General features: G+C 72.0%; 18 protein-coding genes. 10 read left to right on the top strand and 8 right to left on the bottom strand.

Annotated features, from left to right (window positions below; all coding sequences use genetic code 11):
* The 3 genes from ACIRRH_RS23090 to ACIRRH_RS23080 all read left to right on the top strand — a co-directional run.
* Positions 1-228 (top strand): hypothetical protein (locus tag ACIRRH_RS23090; protein WP_403070460.1); only part of this gene is annotated, 228 nt, incomplete at its 5' end.
* A 618-nt stretch (positions 229-846) separates the two neighbouring features.
* A complete protein-coding gene (locus ACIRRH_RS23085) occupies positions 847-1563 on the top strand; it encodes a flavodoxin family protein (protein WP_403070457.1) in 717 nt (238 codons plus the stop codon).
* A gap of 269 nt (positions 1564-1832) precedes the next feature.
* Entirely contained in the window at positions 1833-3626 is a 1794-nt protein-coding gene (locus ACIRRH_RS23080) for a S8 family peptidase (RefSeq protein WP_403070481.1), read from the top strand.
* A gap of 164 nt (positions 3627-3790) precedes the next feature.
* Here ACIRRH_RS23080 and ACIRRH_RS23075 read toward each other — a convergent pair whose 3' ends face one another.
* From ACIRRH_RS23075 to ACIRRH_RS23060, 4 genes are all read right to left on the bottom strand, one after another.
* Positions 3791-4822 carry a hypothetical protein gene (locus tag ACIRRH_RS23075; protein ID WP_403070455.1) on the bottom strand — a complete coding sequence of 344 codons (1032 nt, stop codon included), beginning with the start codon at positions 4820-4822 and terminating at the stop codon, positions 3791-3793.
* Positions 4823-5201: 379 nt separating this feature from the next.
* Positions 5202-5375: a CsbD family protein gene (locus ACIRRH_RS23070; protein ID WP_403070452.1), complete on the bottom strand. Its 174-nt coding sequence runs from the start codon at positions 5373-5375 to the stop codon at positions 5202-5204.
* Positions 5376-5566: 191 nt separating this feature from the next.
* Positions 5567-6583 carry an SDR family oxidoreductase gene (locus ACIRRH_RS23065; protein ID WP_403070449.1) on the bottom strand — a complete coding sequence of 339 codons (1017 nt, stop codon included), beginning with the start codon at positions 6581-6583 and terminating at the stop codon, positions 5567-5569.
* The gene (locus ACIRRH_RS23060; RefSeq protein WP_403070447.1) at positions 6580-7167 is read right to left on the bottom strand and encodes a DUF6328 family protein; all 588 of its coding nucleotides are present in this window, start codon (positions 7165-7167) and stop codon (positions 6580-6582) included. Before ACIRRH_RS23060 ends, ACIRRH_RS23065 begins: the two co-directional genes overlap by 4 nt.
* A 223-nt stretch (positions 7168-7390) precedes the next feature.
* On the opposite strand from ACIRRH_RS23060, the gene ACIRRH_RS23055 reads away from it, so the two are divergent.
* The 6 genes from ACIRRH_RS23055 to ACIRRH_RS23030 all read left to right on the top strand — a co-directional run bounded on the left by ACIRRH_RS23055 (position 7391) and on the right by ACIRRH_RS23030 (position 15050).
* Positions 7391-7927 carry an ATP-binding protein gene (locus ACIRRH_RS23055; RefSeq protein ID WP_403070444.1) on the top strand — a complete coding sequence of 179 codons (537 nt, stop codon included), beginning with the start codon at positions 7391-7393 and terminating at the stop codon, positions 7925-7927.
* Positions 7928-8320: 393 nt separating this feature from the next.
* Positions 8321-9133, top strand: a complete 813-nt coding sequence (locus ACIRRH_RS23050) for a SigB/SigF/SigG family RNA polymerase sigma factor (protein WP_403070441.1) — start codon at positions 8321-8323, stop codon at positions 9131-9133.
* 89 nt (positions 9134-9222) lie between these two features.
* Positions 9223-11028, top strand: a complete 1806-nt coding sequence (locus ACIRRH_RS23045; protein ID WP_403070439.1) for a thiamine pyrophosphate-requiring protein — start codon at positions 9223-9225, stop codon at positions 11026-11028.
* Positions 11015-13831, top strand: coding sequence for a GMC oxidoreductase (locus ACIRRH_RS23040; RefSeq protein WP_403070436.1), 2817 nt, complete (start codon positions 11015-11017; stop codon positions 13829-13831). The genes ACIRRH_RS23045 and ACIRRH_RS23040 overlap by 14 nt, the downstream gene beginning before the upstream one ends.
* Positions 13828-14655, top strand: coding sequence for an enolase C-terminal domain-like protein (locus ACIRRH_RS23035; protein WP_403070433.1), 828 nt, complete (start codon positions 13828-13830; stop codon positions 14653-14655). Before ACIRRH_RS23040 ends, ACIRRH_RS23035 begins: the two co-directional genes overlap by 4 nt.
* Positions 14656-14696: 41 nt before the next feature.
* A complete protein-coding gene (locus tag ACIRRH_RS23030) occupies positions 14697-15050 on the top strand; it encodes an STAS domain-containing protein (protein WP_403070430.1) in 354 nt (117 codons plus the stop codon).
* Positions 15051-15241: 191 nt separating this feature from the next.
* Here ACIRRH_RS23030 and ACIRRH_RS23025 read toward each other — a convergent pair whose 3' ends face one another.
* The 3 genes from ACIRRH_RS23025 to ACIRRH_RS23015 form a co-directional block, all read right to left on the bottom strand.
* Positions 15242-15733, bottom strand: a complete 492-nt coding sequence (locus ACIRRH_RS23025; RefSeq protein WP_403070427.1) for a hypothetical protein — start codon at positions 15731-15733, stop codon at positions 15242-15244.
* Positions 15730-16293, bottom strand: a complete 564-nt coding sequence (locus ACIRRH_RS23020) for a hypothetical protein (RefSeq protein ID WP_403070424.1) — start codon at positions 16291-16293, stop codon at positions 15730-15732. Before ACIRRH_RS23020 ends, ACIRRH_RS23025 begins: the two co-directional genes overlap by 4 nt.
* A gap of 231 nt (positions 16294-16524) precedes the next feature.
* Positions 16525-16818 carry a helix-turn-helix transcriptional regulator gene (locus ACIRRH_RS23015; RefSeq protein ID WP_403070422.1) on the bottom strand — a complete coding sequence of 98 codons (294 nt, stop codon included), beginning with the start codon at positions 16816-16818 and terminating at the stop codon, positions 16525-16527.
* A gap of 169 nt (positions 16819-16987) precedes the next feature.
* On the opposite strand from ACIRRH_RS23015, the gene ACIRRH_RS23010 reads away from it, so the two are divergent.
* Positions 16988-17362, top strand: a complete 375-nt coding sequence (locus ACIRRH_RS23010; RefSeq protein WP_403070419.1) for an STAS domain-containing protein — start codon at positions 16988-16990, stop codon at positions 17360-17362.
* Between the two features lie 95 nt (positions 17363-17457).
* On the opposite strand, the gene ACIRRH_RS23005 is transcribed toward ACIRRH_RS23010, so the two are convergent.
* Entirely contained in the window at positions 17458-17685 is a 228-nt protein-coding gene (locus ACIRRH_RS23005) for a glycoside hydrolase family 15 protein (protein ID WP_403070416.1), read from the bottom strand.
* Positions 17686-17690 lie beyond the last annotated feature (5 nt).

Below are 17690 nucleotides of genomic sequence, written 5' to 3'. Positions count from 1 at the left end.
GTCCTCATCGCGGTGCACGGCGCCCTGCTCGGACTCGGGCTCGGCCTCGCCTGGGGCATCGCCGGGCAGAAGGTCCTCACCCTCTACGGCATCACGGCCCTGAGCATCCCGTGGACCACCATCCTGGCCGTGCTCGCCGGAGCGGCCCTGGCCGGCCTCGCCGCCGCGGTCCTGCCTGCGGTGAAGGCGGCCCGGACCCGGGTCCTGACCACCATCGCCACCTCCTAGAGCAGCCGGTCGGCCCTGTTGGCCCCCGGGCCAAGGCCGGCCGGCACCCCGCCGCCTGCCGACGGGCGCGCCCCCGAGCGCCCGTCGGCAGACGGCGAAGCCGGACCACCGCCGGAACCCCGCAAGGGTCGATCCCCTCGCCACTGCCGAGCGACGTGGCACTCTCGGTCCTGGACGAGCATGTCGAGCAGGGGCCGGCCCGAAGGGCGCACCCGTGACGCCTCCACCAGTCGAAGCGGCACGTACCCTGCCAACTGACCGCCCCCGTATCCGTCGTTGCCGAAGCCGCCGCCCGAGGACGCTTCGCACTCCGGACGTCGTCGTGGGACCTCGCGAGCGATCCGGAACAGGTGGTGCCGGCATCCGGCCCCTCCGATCAGCCCAGTCGCTTCCGTCTGCTCCTGACCACAAGGGAGTTCACGGGGAGGGCCGGTGGCACCCGGGTGCGTTCTGTGCGTCCCGGGATCGAGGCCGAGCACACAGGCCCGTCCGGTCGACCAGGCGGCGTGCCGTCAGGCAACCGGCCCAGCTCCGCGCGCGCTCGCGAAGCCGGCCTGGTGAGCTGTGCCGGGAGCCGACGACCCGGTCGGCCTCCCGGACAGCCTGAGGGAGGAATCCGTGCCGGACACGCCGACGTCGTACGCCGACCTAAGCGCCCTGGTGATCAATTGCACCCTGAAACGCTCCCCGGAGCGCAGCAACACCCAGGGCCTGATCGACCTCAGCACCGGCATCCTGGAGCGCCAGGGTGTCGCGGTCGAGGTCCTGCGGGCGGTGGATCTCGACATCGCGACGGGCGTCTGGCCGGACATGACCGAGCACGGCTGGGAGACCGACGAGTGGCCGGTCATCTACTCGCAGGTGATGGCGGCTGACATCCTCACGCTGGCCGGACCCGTGTGGCTGGGAGACAACTCGTCCGTGATGAAGAAGGTGATCGAGCGACTGTACGCCTGTTCGTCGATCCTCAACTCCGAGGGTCAGTATGCCTATTACGGCCGCGTCGGTGGCTGCCTGATCACCGGTAACGAGGACGGCGCGAAGCACTGCGCGATGAACGTCCTCTACAGCCTCCAACACCTCGGGTACGTCATTCCGCCGCAGGCCGACGCGGGCTGGGTCGGCGAGGCCGGCCCCGGGCCCTCCTACCTCGACGAGGGCTCGGGCGGTCCGGAGAACGACTTCACCAACCGCAACACCACCTTCATGACCTGGAACCAGCTCCACCTGGCCCGCATGCTCAAGGACGCCGGCGGCATCCCGGCCCACGGCAACCAGCGCTCCGAGTGGGAAGCCGGCTGTCGCTTCGACTTCGAGAACCCCGAGCACCGCTGAATTGTCGGCCGCTGACTCCACCGGCGGCCGACGCGCAGTGCCTCGGCCGGCCGCCGCACGCGCCCCACCCGGGGCGCCGTGGACCCCGCGACATCAAAACGTAACGTTTCTGCGAAAAGCCGTCAGGCGTAAAGTCTTCCCCAACTCCTGCCCAATCTGGCATGTTTCCTTCAATTCCCGTGCGATCCCCCTCACGCACGGGCCGAATCGGAGGACACGTGTCACCCCTGATATCCCGGCGGCTCGGCCGCCCGGCCGCAGCCCTCGCCGTGCTCTCGGCCATGGCGCTCGCCACCCCCACCGCGTTCGCGACCGCCGCCACCACGACCACCACCCCCACCGTCCCCGGCGCCGTCTCCGCGCCCGCCGCCCAGGCCCCCGCCGCCCCCGCCGCCCCCGCCGTCGCGGGCACCGCGGCCGGCTGGGCCGCCGGCACCCGCGCCTACCTGGTGATCAGCGCCCCCGCCGACATCGCCGCCGCCAAGACTGCCGTCGCCGCCAAGGGCGGTACGGTCTTCGCGAGTTACGACCCGATCGGTGTCATCGTCGCCCACTCCACCAGCGCTGGCTTCGCCGCCGCGCTGCGGACCGTCACCGGCATCCAGCAGGTCGGCGCGACCCGCACCTCCGACGTGCCGGCCGACGCCTACAGCCCGGCCCTGCCCACCAACCCCGCCCAGTCGGCCACCACGCTCACCGAGTCCAACCGCTGGGACATGACCCAGATCAAGGCCGACCAGGCCTGGAACGTCACCACCGGCTCCCCGTCCGTCAAGGTCGGCGTGCTCGACACCGGCGTGGACGACCAGCACCAGGACCTCGCGCCGAACTTCGACGCCGCCGACTCGGTCTCCTGCGCCTACGGCAAGCCCGACACCCGCAGCGGCGCCTGGCGGGACGTGGACACCCACGGCACCCACGTCGCCGGCACGATAGCCGCCGCGAAGAACGGCAAGGGCGTCATCGGCGTCGCACCGGGCGTGAAGATCGCCTCGGTCCGGATCGCCGAGCCGACCAGCACCCTCTTCTACGCCGAGAACACCGTCTGCGGCTTCGTCTGGGCCGGCGACCACGGCTTCAAGGTCACCAACAACAGCTACTACACCGACCCCTGGCAGTTCAACTGCCCGAACGACCTCGACCAGGCCGCCATCATCGAGGGCGTCAAGCGCGCCCAGGAGTACGCCGAGGGCAAGGGCTCGCTGCAGGTCGCCGCGGCCGGCAACTCCAACTACGACCTGGCCAACAAGACCACCGACACCGAGAGCCCGAACGACTCCACCAAGGTCACCCGGACCATCAGCAACGCCTGCCTCGACATCCCCACCGAACTCCCCGGCGTGGTGACCGTCGCTGCCACGGGCAGCGGCAGCGGCAAGGCCTCCTACTCCAACTTCGGCCGGGGGGTCATCGACGTCGCGGCGCCCGGCGGCGACGGCGCCACCGGCGTCTACTCGACCCTGCCCGGCGGCAAGTACGGCACCAAGAGCGGCACCTCGATGGCCTCCCCGCACGTCACCGGGGTGGCCGCGCTGATCGCGAGCACCGACCCCTCGCTCACCCCGGCCGACATCCGGGCCCGCCTCGCGAGCCAGGCCAACGACCTGGCCTGCCCCGCCTCCGACAGCCGCTGCACCGGCACCACCGCCAACAACGGCTTCTTCGGCGAGGGCCAGGTCGACGCGCTGAAGGCGGTCGGCGGCGCCACCCCGCCCACCGGCAAGTACTTCGAGAACACCGCCGACGTGGCGATCCCCGACAACACCACGGTGGAGAGCCCGATCACCGTCACCGGCGTCACCGGCAACGCGCCCGCGACGCTCAAGGTCGGCGTGGACATCAAGCACACCTACCGCGGTGACCTGGTCCTCTCCCTGGTCGCGCCCGACGGCACGGTCTACCTCCTGGAGGACTTCCCGAACAACGACAGCACCGACAACGTCGCCAAGACCTACACCGTCAACGCCGCCGCGAGTGCGGCGAACGGCACCTGGAAGCTCCGGGTGAAGGACGGCGCCTCCGGCGACACCGGCACGATCGACGCCTGGAACCTCACCTTCTGACCTCGCCGTTCCGCCCGGCCGCCCGACGCCCAACCGCGTCGGGCGGCCGGGCCGTTCAGTCCAGGAAAGGAGCGGCTTGACGCGATGCACTTGAGCGCTTCGATCGGGAACCGCCGCCGACTGCGCGTCGGTCGCCGGCAGGAAGCTGACATCCCGGTACCCGACTACCCGGGCCGCTTCGTTGCCGTGGCGCCGGCACAGACGGGGCGGGTGCGGGCGGCGTAGGAGCGGGCGGCCACGACGAGGCCGATGCCCAGACCGCCGAATGCCAGGCCGCCGAACTCGACGAACCAGGTGACCCCCGAGCTGGTGGTGAACGGCGAGGACGGCTCGATCTCAGGCAGCACGCCGACAGCCATGAGCGGGGCCATGATGACGAGGACGGCCCCGTACATCGCCAGGGGGATGCCGGTCAGCCAGGCCGGAATCAGGGGCAGCAGGCGCGGGACCCGTCGCCCGGACAGGAACAGCGTCCAGCGGGGGAACACCTGCCCCCACACGTACAGCAGCCCCAGCAGCAGGAAGATCCCGACCATCGCGGCCAGGGCGGTCACGTCGATCCCCACCGACGCGGTTGCCTGCGCCGGGCCCGACGCGTCGACGATCGACGTCCTCTCCCAGTCATCGCCCGCGACGCCGAGCGCGTTGCCGCCCAGCGTCCAGATGGTCTTGGCTCCTGCCCACGGCAGGAGTCCGCACATGAGCAGGTACACCGCGACGCGGGTCCGCCTCGGGGCCCGGGAGGCGGCTGGGTGGGCAAACGGGCCATCGCCGGCGCCGGCGTGCGGCCTCCCACATCGCGGGCAGTCGCCGCGCAGCCGTCGGCGGTACGACAAGCCGACGAGGAGCAGAAGGGCGGCGCCGGCCGCGTTCAACAGCACCTGGGCCAGCCCGGTGGCGCTCTCGACCCCCGAGAGCGTCGCAATCGTCACGAAATAGATCGGCAGCCCGTTCATTCCCACGACGAACACCGGGAGCGCCGTGATCAGCGCCGTCGCCACCGCAACCCGGCCGAGCTTGGCGAGCGTTCGGGTGCCGGCGAGGCAGGCGCCGCCGGCCAGGAGCGCGAGGGCCGCCAGGAAGAGCTGGACCCCCGGCGCGTACGAGGCGTGCTCCTTCCATTGCACGGTGGTGCCCGCCGCCGCCCACGTGACCTCGACAGCGGCGTACAACACGCCCCACACAGCAGCGGCCATGGGTACCCACATGGGCCACCGCCGCCACCACAACGTCCGCCCCGGGCTTGTGGTCGGTGGCCTGGAAGCGCCGCCTGCCTCCGAGTTCGCATGAACAGCCACTGAGACCCCCCGTATATCCGGATTGCCGACACCCCAAGACTCCCTGTCACCCGCGCCGATCACATCCATCCCACGGATCACCCGACTCCCCCGCGCGGGGGAAGGCCGGAGCGTGAGGTTCAGGCAGCCATGAGAGAGGAACCGACCCGAACACTCGGGTGTCTCCACCGGGACGGGAGGGTCCTTCGGGATCGGCTCGCCCTGCTCGCTCACGCTGCTCACCTCCATGGCGTCCGGTCCCGGTGGCCCGCCCGCGGACGGCCACCGGGACCGCGGCTCAGTGCTTGCCCGCGTCCTTCACCTTCTCCGCGGCCTGCTTCAGATCGCTCTTCGCCTGCTTGGCGCGGCCCTTGGCCTCGACGGTGCGGTCGCCCATCGCGCGTCCCGCGGCCTCCTTGGCCTTTCCCTTGCCCTTCTCGGCGATGTTGCGCAACTTCTCCTCGGTGCCCATCGCTTCACTCCTCTCATGACAGGGACGAGATTGCGCCCCGCGGTGGCGTGTGCCCGGGGGAGGTGCTTCCACACCTGCGGCAGTGTCCGCCCGTCATACGGGGTTTGACGGCCAGACGATCCTGTGCCGGTAGGTGAGCCCCGGTCCTGGCGGCAGTACCGGACGCCCGGGCGCGGGTACCGGTTTCGGGGTCACCGGCGGCGGGCCAGTGTGCCGGCGGCGACGCCGAGCAGGCCTGCGCCGCCCGCGGCGAGCAGGCCGTGATGCTGGGAGGCCCACAACTGTGCGCTGCGGCCCCGGGCCTCGTCGCCGAAGCGGCCCTGGGCCCCGTGGTCGCGGGCCGCGTCCGCCGGGGTCCAGAGGTTGTCCGGGGTGTCGGCGCGGTGCGGCTCCTCGTCCTGCTGGGCGTCGATGCCGGTGCGGGCGAGGTAGCGGTCGAGCAGGCCGGGGACGAGGGCGTTGGCGACCAAGGTGGCGGTGGTGCTGCCGCCCACCCAGTACTCCCGTCGGTTCGGGTGGTCGGCCGCGTACCGGACGGCGCGGGCGGCTACCTCCGGCCGGTATACCGGGGCGACGGGCCGGGCGCGGCTCCGCAGGCGGTTGAGCACCCAGTCGAACTGTGGGGTGTTGACCGCGGGCAGCTGCACCATGGTCACCCGCACGCCGGATCCGCTGGCCAGCAGCTCACAGCGCAGTGCCTCGTGCCAGCCCTGGAGGGCGTGCTTGGCGCCGCTGTAGGCGCTCTGCAGCGGAATGCCCCGGTAGGCGATCGCGGAGCCGATCTGCACGATCGTGCCGTGGTCGCGCGGGAGCATGTGGTGCAGTGCGGCGCGGGTGGCGTTGACGTAGCCGAGATAGGTGACCTCGGTGACCCGGCGGAACTCGTCCGCGCTGATCTCGGTGAAGGGGGCGAAGACGGAGACGAAGGCGTCGTTGACCCAGACGTCGACCGGGCCGAACTCCGCCTCGGCCCGGGCCGCGACGGCCTCGCACGCCCGGTGGTCGGCGACATCGGCGAGGATCGCGCATGCCGGCGAGCCGGCCTTCTCGGCCTCGGTCGTGGCGGCGTGCAGTCCGGCCGGTCCTCTGGCCACCAGCACCAGCCGGTTGCGGTCGGTGGCGAAGGCCCGCGCGCAGGCACGGCCGATGCCGGCGCTGGCTCCGGTGATCACCACGGTGCGCGGCTTCGAACGAGTGCGGGGCGTCATGTCGGGCGTCCTTCCGTACGCGGGGTGGCAGCGCCGCCGCGGGCCGGGGTGGCCGTGGTCCTGCCGGGAGGCCGGGGGCAGTGGCCGTTGTGCCGGTGCAGGTGGCGGACCGGCAGCAGCAGCCAGCAGACCGCGAACCAGAGCATGACGCCTCCGGCGATCCAGCCGGAAGCGAGCGACCCCGTCGCGACGCGCAGCAGGAGCAGGAGTGCCGAGCCGATGGTCAGCGCCAGCAGGACCAGGCCGGTGGCCACCAGCCGGGCGGCGGCGTCCACCAGCTGGGGCTTGAGGCGGTGGCCGGCGAAGATCCGGTGGTAGGCGACCGGCGCGGTCAGGGCGCCGGTTGCCAGGGCCCCGAGGACGACGGTGGCCACGTACAGTCCCTGCTCGAAGCCGCCGAGCCCGGCGAAGCGGGGCATGAAGACCACGCTCAGGAGAAAGCCGAAGAGGACCTGCGAGCCGGTCTGGGCGACCCGCACCTCCTGGAGCAGGTCCGCCCAGCGCCGGTCCGCCCGTTCGTCGGGGGACTCCCGGCGCCCGGTGCGCTGCCGACGGGTGCTGTGGCCGGTGCCCGATGTCGTCATGGCGCTCGCCTTCGTCTCGCTCCTCCTGCGTGTAGCCGCAGCGAGACCGGGCAAACGCGGGGCATGGACGACAGGCAGGTGGCGGGCCCGGCCTGGCCGGGGCCCGCTGCGGCGGAGCCGCTCGTGCGGCCCCGTGTGCCGCGCGGCATCACGGCCTGGACGGCACGTCACCACCGGTGGGTCGGAGCGGTGCCCCTGCCTGCCCGGTGTGAGGAGGTCCGGCGTGGACGGCCCGGAGCAGACCAGGCGGCTCGTCATGGCGGGCAGCGAGGGCGCGGTGCAGCGCTGCCTGGAGTTCAGCCGCGAGGCACTGGTGTGCTGGAACTGGCTGCCGGCCGTTGACGAGGAACGGCAGGCCGTCACGGAGGACGTCCTGCTCATGGTCTCCGAGCTGGTCACGAACGCGTGCTTGCACGCTCCGGGCGGCCCCCGGGAGCTGCGACTGAACTGGGACGGCACCCGGCTACGGGTCGAGGTCCGCGACGACAGCCCGGTAGCGCCGCGGCTGCGCATCAGCACCGACCCGGCCCGGCCCGGCGGTCACGGCCTCCGGGTGGTCGACCGGCTGGCCCGGGCCTGGGGCTCGCTGCCCGAGGGCGAGGGGAAACTCGTGTGGCTGGAGGTCCCTCCTCTTCGATCGACCACCACGTCCGCTCGCCGTGAGGGGCGGGTCGCCGTCAGCCGGGAGCCGGTCACTGCTGCCCTGGGTGGGGCTCCGGCGGCGGCGGGTCCGGGTCCGGATGCGAGGGGACGGTCATGATGCGCTCCTTGCGGGCGTCACGGCCGGTGCCCACGCGTGTGCCCGAAGAAACGGTTGCAAGCTACCCGAAACATGAATCAGATGTCGTATGTCGGGTACGAGACCCATGGAACGGCCGCCGCTGATCCGTCGGCCGTTCCCCACCCACCGGGTGGCACCAGGACCGTTGCTCGACGAAGCCGGGCACGGGTCCTGGGGGAGGAAGCCCGGTTGCTGTGCGAGCGCGAGCCGCCGCGGCGCCGGGAGCTCATCCCGATGCTCAGGAGAACCGTCGTGTCCACGTCCCTGAAGACGGATCCGGAAACCGGCCACCGACCCGGCCACGTGACCACCGTGCCGTCGGGTGTCCCGCCGGATCTGCCGGCTCGGCCCTCCGGGGCCGAGCTTCGCCGCATGGGAAAGTTCGAGGCGCGCGAGCTCAGCGACGCGCTGTTCGAGCGCCTGGCCGGGCTCGCCCGGGAGACCCACGCCTACAGCTACGTGCGCGGAACGATCATCGAGCTCAACATGCCCCTGGTCCGGTTCATCGCGGCCCGCTTCCGGCACCGCTCGCAGGACATGGAGGACATCCTGCAGGTCGGCACGATCGGCCTGATCAAGGCCGTCGACGGATTCGACCCGGGCCGTGGTGTCGAGTTCGTCACCTTCGCCATCCCCACCATCGCCGGGGAGATCAAGCGGTTCTTCCGCGACACATCCTGGCCGGTGCGGGTACCGCGCGGCATGCAGGAGCTGTACCTGACGGTGGCCCGCGGCTCGGACCGGCTGGAGCAGGAGCTCGGTCGCCTCCCACGGCCGGAGGAGATCGCCGAGGACCTGCACCTGAGCGTCGAGCAGGCCACCGCAGGGCTGGTCGCGGGCCGGGTCCACCACCCGAGCTCGCTGGACGCGCTGCGGGACCAGGACGCCGACGAGAGCGGCAGCGCGCTGGTGGACCGGCTCGGTGGCTGCGACCCGGGCATCGAACTCGCGGACTTCCGCACTGCCGTCCGGCCGCTGCTGGCCGGGCTGCCCGGGCGGGAACAGCTGGTGCTCAAGCTCCGCTTCTGGGACGGACTGACCCAGTCCGAGATCGCCGAGCGCATCGGCGTCTCGCAGATGCACGTCTCCCGCCTGCTCAGCACCACCCTGACCCGCCTGCGTGAGCAGTTGGAGGACCGCGACGCCCCCGGCTGGACGGACGAGCAACCCCGGGAACCGCACTGAGATTCCCCTTCACCGGTGTTTCCGGCCCCCCGCAGCGGATAGCCGCGCTGCGGGGGCCGCCGCTGTGAAGGACGTGAAGGAGGAGCACCGTGTCCCCGAAGGTTTCCGACCACATTCTGGAACGACTGCGTGACTGGGACGTCGAGTACGTCTTCGGCTATCCCGGCGACGGCATCAACGGGCTGCTCGCGGCCTGGGGCCGGGCCGACAACCGGCCGGTGTTCGTCCAGGCCCGGCACGAGGAGATGGCCGCGTTCGAGGCCGTCGGCTACGCCAAGTTCTCCGGGCGCACCGGGGTGTGCGCGGCGACGTCCGGGCCGGGCGCGATCCACCTGCTCAACGGGCTGTACGACGCCAAGCTGGACCACGTGCCGGTGGTCGCGGTCGTCGGGCAGACCGACCGCAGTGCGATGGGCGGCTCCTACCAGCAGGAGGTCGACCTGCTGAGCCTGTACAAGGACGTGGCCGCCGAGTACTGCCAGATGGTGACCGTCCCCGAGCAGCTGCCCAACGTGCTGGACCGGGCGATGCGCACCGCGGCCGCCCGGCGCACGGTCACCGCCGTCATCGTGCCCGCCGACGTCCAGGAACTGGACTACAGCCCGCCGGAGCACGCCTTCAAGATGGTGCCCTCCAGCCTGGGCGCTCCACAGTGGACGATCACCCCGGAGGAGGGCGAGCTGCGTCGGGCGGCCGAGGTGCTCAACGCCGGCCGCAGGATCGCGATGCTGGTCGGGCAAGGGGCCCGCAACGCCCGCCGGCAGGTCCAGGAGACCGCCGAACTGCTCGGCGCGGGCGTCGCCAAGGCGCTGCTCGGCAAGGACGCGCTGCCCGACGTGCTGCCGTACGTCACCGGGGCGATCGGCCTGCTCGGCACCCGCCCCTCCTACGAGCTGATGCGCGACTGCGACACCCTGCTGACCGTCGGCTCCTCCTTCCCGTACACACAGTTCCTGCCCGAGTTCGGGCAGGCCAGGGGCGTGCAGATCGACCTCGACCCGTTCATGGTCGGGCTGCGCTACCCGTACGAGGTCAACCTGGTCGGCGACGCCGCCCACACGCTGGACGCGCTGCTGCCGCTGCTGGTCCGCAAGGAGGACCGCGACTGGCAGCGCACCGTCTGCGACAACACCGAGCGCTGGTGGGAGGTGATGGAGCGGCGGGCCGAGGTCGAGGCCGACCCGATCAACCCCGAGTACGCGATCCATGCCCTCGACCACCTGCTGCCCGACGACGCCATGGTCACCGCCGACTCCGGCTCCGCCGCCAACTGGTACGCCCGTCACCTGCGCTTCCGCGGCCGGATGCGCGGCACGCTGTCCGGCACCCTGGCCACCATGGGCCCGGGCGTGCCCTACGCGATCGGTGCCAAGTTCGCCCACCCCGACCGGCCCGCGATCGCGATCGTCGGTGACGGCGCGATGCAGATGAACGGCCTCGCCGAACTCATCACCGTCGCGAAGTACTGGCAGCGGTGGGACGACCCGCGCCTGGTGGTGGCGGTGCTCAACAACCGCGACCTCAACCAGGTCACCTGGGAGATGCGGGCCATGCAGGGCGCCCCGAGCTTCCTGCCCTCCCAGGAGCTCCCCGACGTCGACTACGCGGCCTTCGCCCGCACCCTCGGCCTGGCCGCCGCGCGGGCCATCGCGCCCGACGACGTACCCGGCGGCTGGCAGCACGCCCTGGCCGCCGACCGCCCGTTCCTCCTGGAGCTGCGCACCGACCCGGCCGTCCCGCCGATCCCGCCGCACGCGAGCTGGGACCAGATCCAGGCCGCCGCCGCGTCCGTGCTGCGCGGGGACGACGACCGCGCGGCGATGGTCCGCCAGGGCTTCAAGGCCAAGCTCCAGGAGCTCCTGCCCTCCTTCGGAGGCCGACATGGGCGTCACTGACCCGGCCAGGCGCGGCATCGACCTCGCGCTGCGCAACGTGCGCACCGGGCGGTTCCAGCGCTCGCTCGCCCTGGCCACCGCCGCCGGCTCGGTGATCACCGCTGCCGAGATCTACCTGGAGCACGACCGGGCCGGCTTCGGAAACCGCGTCATGTGGTGGCCGGTGTGGCTCGGGCCGGTCGGCACGGTGGCCGGAGTCGCCGGGGCGGTCAGTCCGTGGGCGGCCCGCACGCTGCTGCCGGTCGCGTCCGCCGCGATCACCGCCAACGGTCTCCAGGGCATCTGGCTGCACGTCCGCGGCATCGCCGAGAAGCCCGGCGGCTGGGCAATGGCCCGCTACAACATCGAGATGGGGCCGCCGCTCTTCGCGCCGCTGCTGATGAGCCTGGTCGGAGGGATGGGCTGCTCGCCGCCGTGCTGCGCCGGGAGTCGCGCGATGCCTGAGCGGCGCTTCCCCGACCACGAGGACCGGGCCCCGGGTCACGAGGGCCGCTTCCCCGGCTACGACGTGCTCTCCCAGGCCCGGTTCTGGGACCGCGAGACGGCCGACGTCGTGCTCGCCCGCACGGGCCCGCAGCCCCCGCTGCGCTTCTTCACCCCGGCCGAGGAGGCCACTGCCCGCGCCCTGCTGGACCTGCTGCTCGACCACCCCGACGCCCCGCTGCTGCCGATGATCGACGCCCGGCTCGCCGACCAGCAGACCGACGGCTGGCGCTACGCCGACATGCCGCGCGACGACATGGCCTGGCGGCACACCCTGCGCGCCCTGGACGAGGAAGCGGACGGCTCGTTCGCCGCGCTGACCGAGCTCCAGCAGCGGGCTCTCGTCGGCCGGGTCCGGGAACTGCACGGCGAGCGCTGGCACCGTCTGCCCGCCCGGCACGTGTGGAGCCTGTGGACCCGCTACGCCTGCACCGCCTACTACGCCACCCCCACCGCCTGGAACGAGATCGGCTTCGGCGGCCCCGCCCACCCGCGCGGCTACCTGCGCCTGGGCACCGGCCTACGCGAACCCTGGGAGGTCCCCGACGCCCGCAACCGTCCGCCCCGGCCGCCGGATGACCAGCCGGTCCGCCCGCTGCCGCCTGCCAGCGACCCCGGGCACCACTCCCGACTGCGGGCCGCCGCCGAGACCGTGCGCGCCAACGCCGCCGCCGAACGCGAGGTCCGCCGCACCAACGCCTCCGCCTGGCTGCTGCCGCGCGACGGCCACGGCTTCGACCACACCCTGCTGCGTGACATGCGGCGCTTCGACGACTCGGACGAGGTCGACCTGCTGATCGTCGGCTGCGGCGCGGGCGGCGCCACCCTCGCCCAGCGGATGGCCCGGCGCGGCTGGCGCGTCGTCGTGCTGGAGGCCGGGCCGTTCTGGGACCCGCTCGCCGACTGGGTCAGCGACGAGGCCGGCTCCCACCACCTGTACTGGACCGAACCACGGGTCATCTCCGGCACCGACCCGGTGCCGCTGGGCTCCAACAACTCCGGCCGCGGCGTGGGCGGTTCGATGGTGCACTTCGCCGGGTACGCGCCGCGGTTCCACCCGTCCAACTTCCACACCCACGCGGTCGACGGCGTCGGCGCCGACTGGCCGATCGACTACACCGACCTGCGGGAGTCCTACCGCCGGCTGGAGTACGAGCTGCCCGTCGCCGGCCAGTACTGGCCCTGGGGCGAACCGCACCCCTACCCTCACCCGCCGCACCCCGTCGGCGGCAACGGCGAGATCTTCCTGCGCGGCGCCGCCGCCCTCGGCATCCAGGCCCGCGTCGGCCCGGTCGCCATCACCAACGGCCGCTTCGGACGCCGCCCGCACTGCATCTACCGCGGCTTCTGCCTCCAGGGCTGCAAGGTCAACGCCAAGGCCTCCCCGCTGATCACCCACGTCCCCGACGCCCTCGCCCACGGCGCCGAGATCCGCGCCGACTGCATGGCCATCGCCGTCGAACTCGACCACGACGGACTCGCCCGTGGCGTCCGCTACTTCCACCACGGGCCGCGAACACCTCCAGCGGGCCCGCACCGTCGCCGTCGCCGGGTACGCCATCGAAACCCCGCGCCTGCTGCTCAACTCCGCCTGCCCGCGCTTCCCCGACGGCCTGTGCAACGACCACGACCTCGTCGGACGCTACGTCATGGTGCAGGGCGCCCCCCAGACCTCCGGCCGCTTCGAGGAGGAGATCCGCGCCTACAAGGCCCCGCCCCCCGAGGTCTCCACCGAGCAGTACTACGAGACCGACCCCGACCGGCCCTACAAGCGCGGCTTCACCATCCAGAACATCTCCCCACTGGCCATCACCTGGGCCGAACACGTCGTCGCCCAGGGCCACTGGGGCCCCGACCTGCGAACTACCTCTCCGACTACGTCCACTGGGCCACCCTCGGCGCCATGGCCGAACTCCTGCCCCAGCCCGACAACCGCGTCACCCTCGCCCCCGACACCGATCAACACGGCCTGCCCGTCGCCGAGTTCGCCTTCTCCCAGGGCGACAACGACCGGATGCTGATTCGCGCCGCCCGCGCGGTCATGGAGGACATCCTCCGCGCCGCGGGCGCGAGCGAGGTCATCACCATCGACCGCTACGCCCACCTCGTCGGCGGCTGCCGGATGGCCGACCACCCCTTCGCCGGCGTGGTCGACCACCGGCTGCGCACCTTCGCCGTGCCCAACCTGCTGATCACCGACGGCAGCGTGCTGCCCACCCAGGGCAGCGCCAACCCGGCGCTCACCATCATGGCCCTGGTCGACCGCGCCGCCGGACTGCTCGCCGCAGGGCAGCGCGGCGGACTGCGAGCGCCGGGATGAACGAGATCGAGCGGATCGGCGTCCGCGTCTACACCGTGCCCACCGACGCCCCCGAGGCGGACGGCACCATCGCCTGGGACCACACCACGCTCGTCCTCGCCGCAGCCGCCAGCGGCCCGCACACCGGGATCGGCTGGACCACGTACTCCGCCACCCGGCAGCAGCGGCAGCTGCGCCACTGGGCCGAGGACCAGGGAATACCGCGCGTCAAGATCAAGATCGGCGAGTCCTGGGGCACCCGCGAACACCGCGACCTCCAACGGGTCCGCGCCGCCCGCGCCACTGTCGGCGACCGCGTCGAGCTCTACACCGACGCCAACGGTGGCTACCGGCGCAAACAGGCTGTCCGGATCGGACACGCCCTCGCCGGCGAAGGCGTCGCCTGGTTCGAGGAACCCGTCTCCTCCGACGACCTCACCGGCCTGCGGGCCGTCCGCGACGCCGTCCGGCCCGACGTCACCGCGGGGGAGTACGGCTACGACCTCCCCTACTTCGCCCGGATGATCCCCACCGTGGACTGCCTTCAGGCCGACGCCACCCGCTGCGGCGGCCTCACCGGCTGGCTGCGCACCGCCGCCCTCGCCGAGGCCCACGGCCTCGACGTCTCCGCCCACTGCGCGCCCCATCTGCACGCCCACGCCGCCGCGGCCGTCCCCAACTGCCGCCACCTGGAATGGTTCCACGATCACGTCCGGATCGAGCGGCTGCTCTTCGATGGCACCCTCGATCCCGCCGTCGGCACCGTCACCCCCGGCGCCGACGGCACGCCAGGCCACGGACTGCGCCTCGCGCAGGCCCGGGCCGCCGCCTACCGCACCGCATGAACAGCCTTGGTGGGAGGGGCCACCGGGCGAGAGGAACCGACATGCTCAGCAGCTCGCCTCCGGGCCCGCACAACGGGCTCGTCACCCAGAGCAGGCCGTGGCTGCGGGGCACCGTGCTCACCCTCCGAGGAGAGCTCGATCTCTACTCGGCCGACGACCTGCGGACCGCGCTCGACGCGGCACTCGAGCCGCCCGGAACCGTCGTGGTGATCGACTGCGCCGAACTGCGCTTCTGCGATTCCTCCGGCCTCGATGCCCTGCTCCGGGCGCAGGCCGGCGCGGCCGCAAGCGGCAGCCGCATCGAACTGGCCCGCATACGGCCGATGATCCTGCGGATGCTCGAACTCGCGGGCGTGGCCCAGGACTTCCGGATCCAAGAGACCCTGCCGTGCTGAGGGCAGCGCGCTCGCACGGCCCGATTGCCACCGATGTGGCTGTCACCCTTCGGCGTCCGGTGGCACGGGCGACCCTGGTAGCGGCGGCTGATCAGGACCTGCGGATTGCCGCGCTGCACGCCCTCCGAGCAGACCGGCGCGTGCCCGCGGCGGCTCGCGAACCCGAGCCGCCGCTCTCTGGTGACCGGTCCTCAGGTACTGAGCAACCGGTCGAAGAAGACGCGGTACTGCTGCAGCGTGACCCGCAGCTCCTCGGTGTCGGCCTTGCCGTCACGGTTCCACTGGCTCTCCAGAGTGCGCTTGCGGCCCGCGAAGTTCTCGGCCAGGCGCCGCATCAAGTCGGCGACCAGTTCGTCGGCGCTGCTGACGGCCTCGCGGGGATCGTCGACGAAGCGCGTCTGCACCTGCCGCCAGCGGTCGCGCAGGTCGTCCGCGTCATCCGGCGGCAGGAGCGACTCCTTGTCCTCCCCCTCGGCTTTCCGCCGACCCTCGCCGTCGGGGATGTCCCTCTCCGCCGCCCCGCCGGTCGGATGTCCTGCGGTCTCGTCCGGGGGTGATCCGGTCGTGGTGGCCTCGCCGGGGTAGACGGGCCGCTCCGGTGTGTCCGCCTCGTCGATCGAGCTTGCGCCCGCTGCGATGTCCTCGGTGGACGCCCGTTGGTCGTCGTGTTTCATATGCCTCATGTCGGTCCCTCCGTTCGGTCTCGTTCCGTTCCTCCGTCGAGGAGTGCGTCGAACAGCGCGTGGTAGTGCACCATCGCGCCCCGCAGCTCCTCGGTGGTGGCATCGCCGCGGCCGGCCTGGGTGTTGACGGCGTGCGCGACGCGGTAGTGCTCCAGGGTGCGGCTGTGCTCGACCGACAGGTCGCGCAGCCGCTGGTCGAAGTCCTCCGTCGGGTATCCGCGGTCCCGCATGACCGTCGTGACCAGGCGGTCGGCGTTCTGGACCGCCTGGCCGGGCCGGTCGACGAACTCCTGCTGCACCTGGGTCCAGTCGCTTGCGTAGCGCTGCCTCGCCTCGGCCGGCAGCGGCTTGATGTCCAGTTCCTGGTGGCGTAGCTCGCGGTCCCGTAGCTCGCGTTCTGCTGCCAGCTGGCTGTCCGACTGGCTTATTGTCCGTTCGTACTCGGGGCCGAAGCGTTCCCGCAGCCGGCGGCGGCGGTTGACGAACCACAGTGCCGCGGCGACGAGGATCAGCACGACGGCGACCGGCACGATGATGGCGATGAGGTCTCCTGTCGACATCGGGCCCTCCTTGCTTCTTCGTTACCGAGCCGCTGCCCTGAACAAGGGGTTCAAAACGTTGCTTTCGGAAGGAATCGGGCGTATGGGCTGGACATGTGATCAGAGACCGACGAGCACCTGGGATGCGACGATCCTGATCACCGTGGTGGTCCGGGGCATCTGACGCAGGGGCGGTTCGACGTCGTCGGAGGGGCGATCTCGGTGTCCGGTGCCGTTGTTCGTCGGTGGGTGTCAGCGCAGGAGTGCGGCGAGGAGCTCGGCGACGGTGGGGCCGGCGTCGGCGGGGTGGCGCAGCTGCTTACTGGCGATGACGCTGTAGTGGTTGGCGCGGCCGCGGCGTTCGTGGCTGAGGTATCCGGCCTGTTCGAGGTCGGTGATGATGCGCTGGACGGCGCGTTCGGTGAGCAGGCAGCGGGTGGCGATGTCGCGTACGCGGATGCCGGGATCGCGGGCGATCTGGACCAGGACGCGGGCGTGGTTGGTCAGGAAGGTCCACTGCCGCTCGGTGGCCGTACCGGTGTCCATATCTCCACGATAAGACCTTTGTTTCACGGCTGCCTAAACACGACAGCGAATTCGTGCAATGGTTGACATGTCGGGCAAACGGGCGAACAGTGGAGGTACCGCAGCCGCATCGTTGTCGCGGCGGATCCGTGCGGTGGTCCCTCGTTTGGAGATGGTGCGTGTGGACCCGATGAGCATTGTGCTGCCCTGCCTGAAGTCGGAGACCGTCCGGGTGGGCCACGCGCTGGTGTGTTCCTTCACCGGTGACATGATCCTGGACAGCGAACCGGTTGCCGCCCAGGCACTGGGCGCCGCATTCGACCAGCACCCGGCCCTGCTCGCGGTCGACCTGGCCGGCGTGGAGCTGTTCACCGCCACCGGCCTCAACATGCTCCTGGTCGCCCGGCTGCGGGCCATGGCGGAGGGCGTCACGCTCGTGCTGGTCGCCCCCTCGCAGCGGACCCTTCGGGTCCTGGAGCTCACCGACACCGCGGCACTGTTCGCCGTCCACGCCACCGTCAAGGACGCCCTGCGGCACCACCCGCTGCGCACGCCGCCCGTCTGAGCGCATGGCCCCGGTGCCATCGGGTAGCCGTCCGGCGCCTCGCTGCAATGGGGCCGGCGGCCCGCCGGGGCCGGGCGAGGTCCGCCTGGTGGGACCTAAGGATTCCCGCGGGCTGACGGGGTTCCCAGGCGCGCCGCGCACTCCAGCATCATCGCGTGGACGAACGTCTGCGGCAGGTTGCCGCGCTGCTGGCGCTGGGCGATGTCGTACTCCTCGGAGAACAGGCCGGCCGACCCGCACAGGCCGCGGGTGGCCTCGAACCAGCGGCCGCATCGACGGCGTTGCCTTGCTGGTGCTCGACCAGGGCCATCAGGAAGCCGCACAGGAC

Source organism: Kitasatospora sp. NPDC101235 (assembly GCF_044767505.1).
Taxonomy (GTDB): domain Bacteria; phylum Actinomycetota; class Actinomycetes; order Streptomycetales; family Streptomycetaceae; genus Kitasatospora.
This window is presented reverse-complemented; position numbering and strand designations above follow the sequence as displayed.

Bases quoted from the DNA above. Each gene is read 5' to 3' on its own strand.
- ACIRRH_RS23020 (WP_403070424.1), bottom strand. From the start codon at position 16,293: ATGTCGACAGGAGACCTCATCGCCATCATCGTGCCGGTCGCCGTCGTG.
- ACIRRH_RS23035 (WP_403070433.1), top strand. From the start codon at position 13,828: ATGAACGAGATCGAGCGGATCGGCGTCCGCGTCTACACCGTGCCCACC.
- ACIRRH_RS23040 (WP_403070436.1), top strand. From the start codon at position 11,015: ATGGGCGTCACTGACCCGGCCAGGCGCGGCATCGACCTCGCGCTGCGC.
- ACIRRH_RS23075 (WP_403070455.1), bottom strand. From the start codon at position 4,822: ATGGCCGCTGCTGTGTGGGGCGTGTTGTACGCCGCTGTCGAGGTCACG.
- ACIRRH_RS23060 (WP_403070447.1), bottom strand. From the start codon at position 7,167: ATGACGACATCGGGCACCGGCCACAGCACCCGTCGGCAGCGCACCGGG.
- ACIRRH_RS23070 (WP_403070452.1), bottom strand. From the start codon at position 5,375: ATGGGCACCGAGGAGAAGTTGCGCAACATCGCCGAGAAGGGCAAGGGA.
- ACIRRH_RS23050 (WP_403070441.1), top strand. From the start codon at position 8,321: ATGGGAAAGTTCGAGGCGCGCGAGCTCAGCGACGCGCTGTTCGAGCGC.
- ACIRRH_RS23015 (WP_403070422.1), bottom strand. From the start codon at position 16,818: ATGGACACCGGTACGGCCACCGAGCGGCAGTGGACCTTCCTGACCAAC.
- ACIRRH_RS23065 (WP_403070449.1), bottom strand. From the start codon at position 6,583: ATGACGCCCCGCACTCGTTCGAAGCCGCGCACCGTGGTGATCACCGGA.
- ACIRRH_RS23025 (WP_403070427.1), bottom strand. From the start codon at position 15,733: ATGAGGCATATGAAACACGACGACCAACGGGCGTCCACCGAGGACATC.
- ACIRRH_RS23030 (WP_403070430.1), top strand. From the start codon at position 14,697: ATGCTCAGCAGCTCGCCTCCGGGCCCGCACAACGGGCTCGTCACCCAG.
- ACIRRH_RS23010 (WP_403070419.1), top strand. From the start codon at position 16,988: ATGAGCATTGTGCTGCCCTGCCTGAAGTCGGAGACCGTCCGGGTGGGC.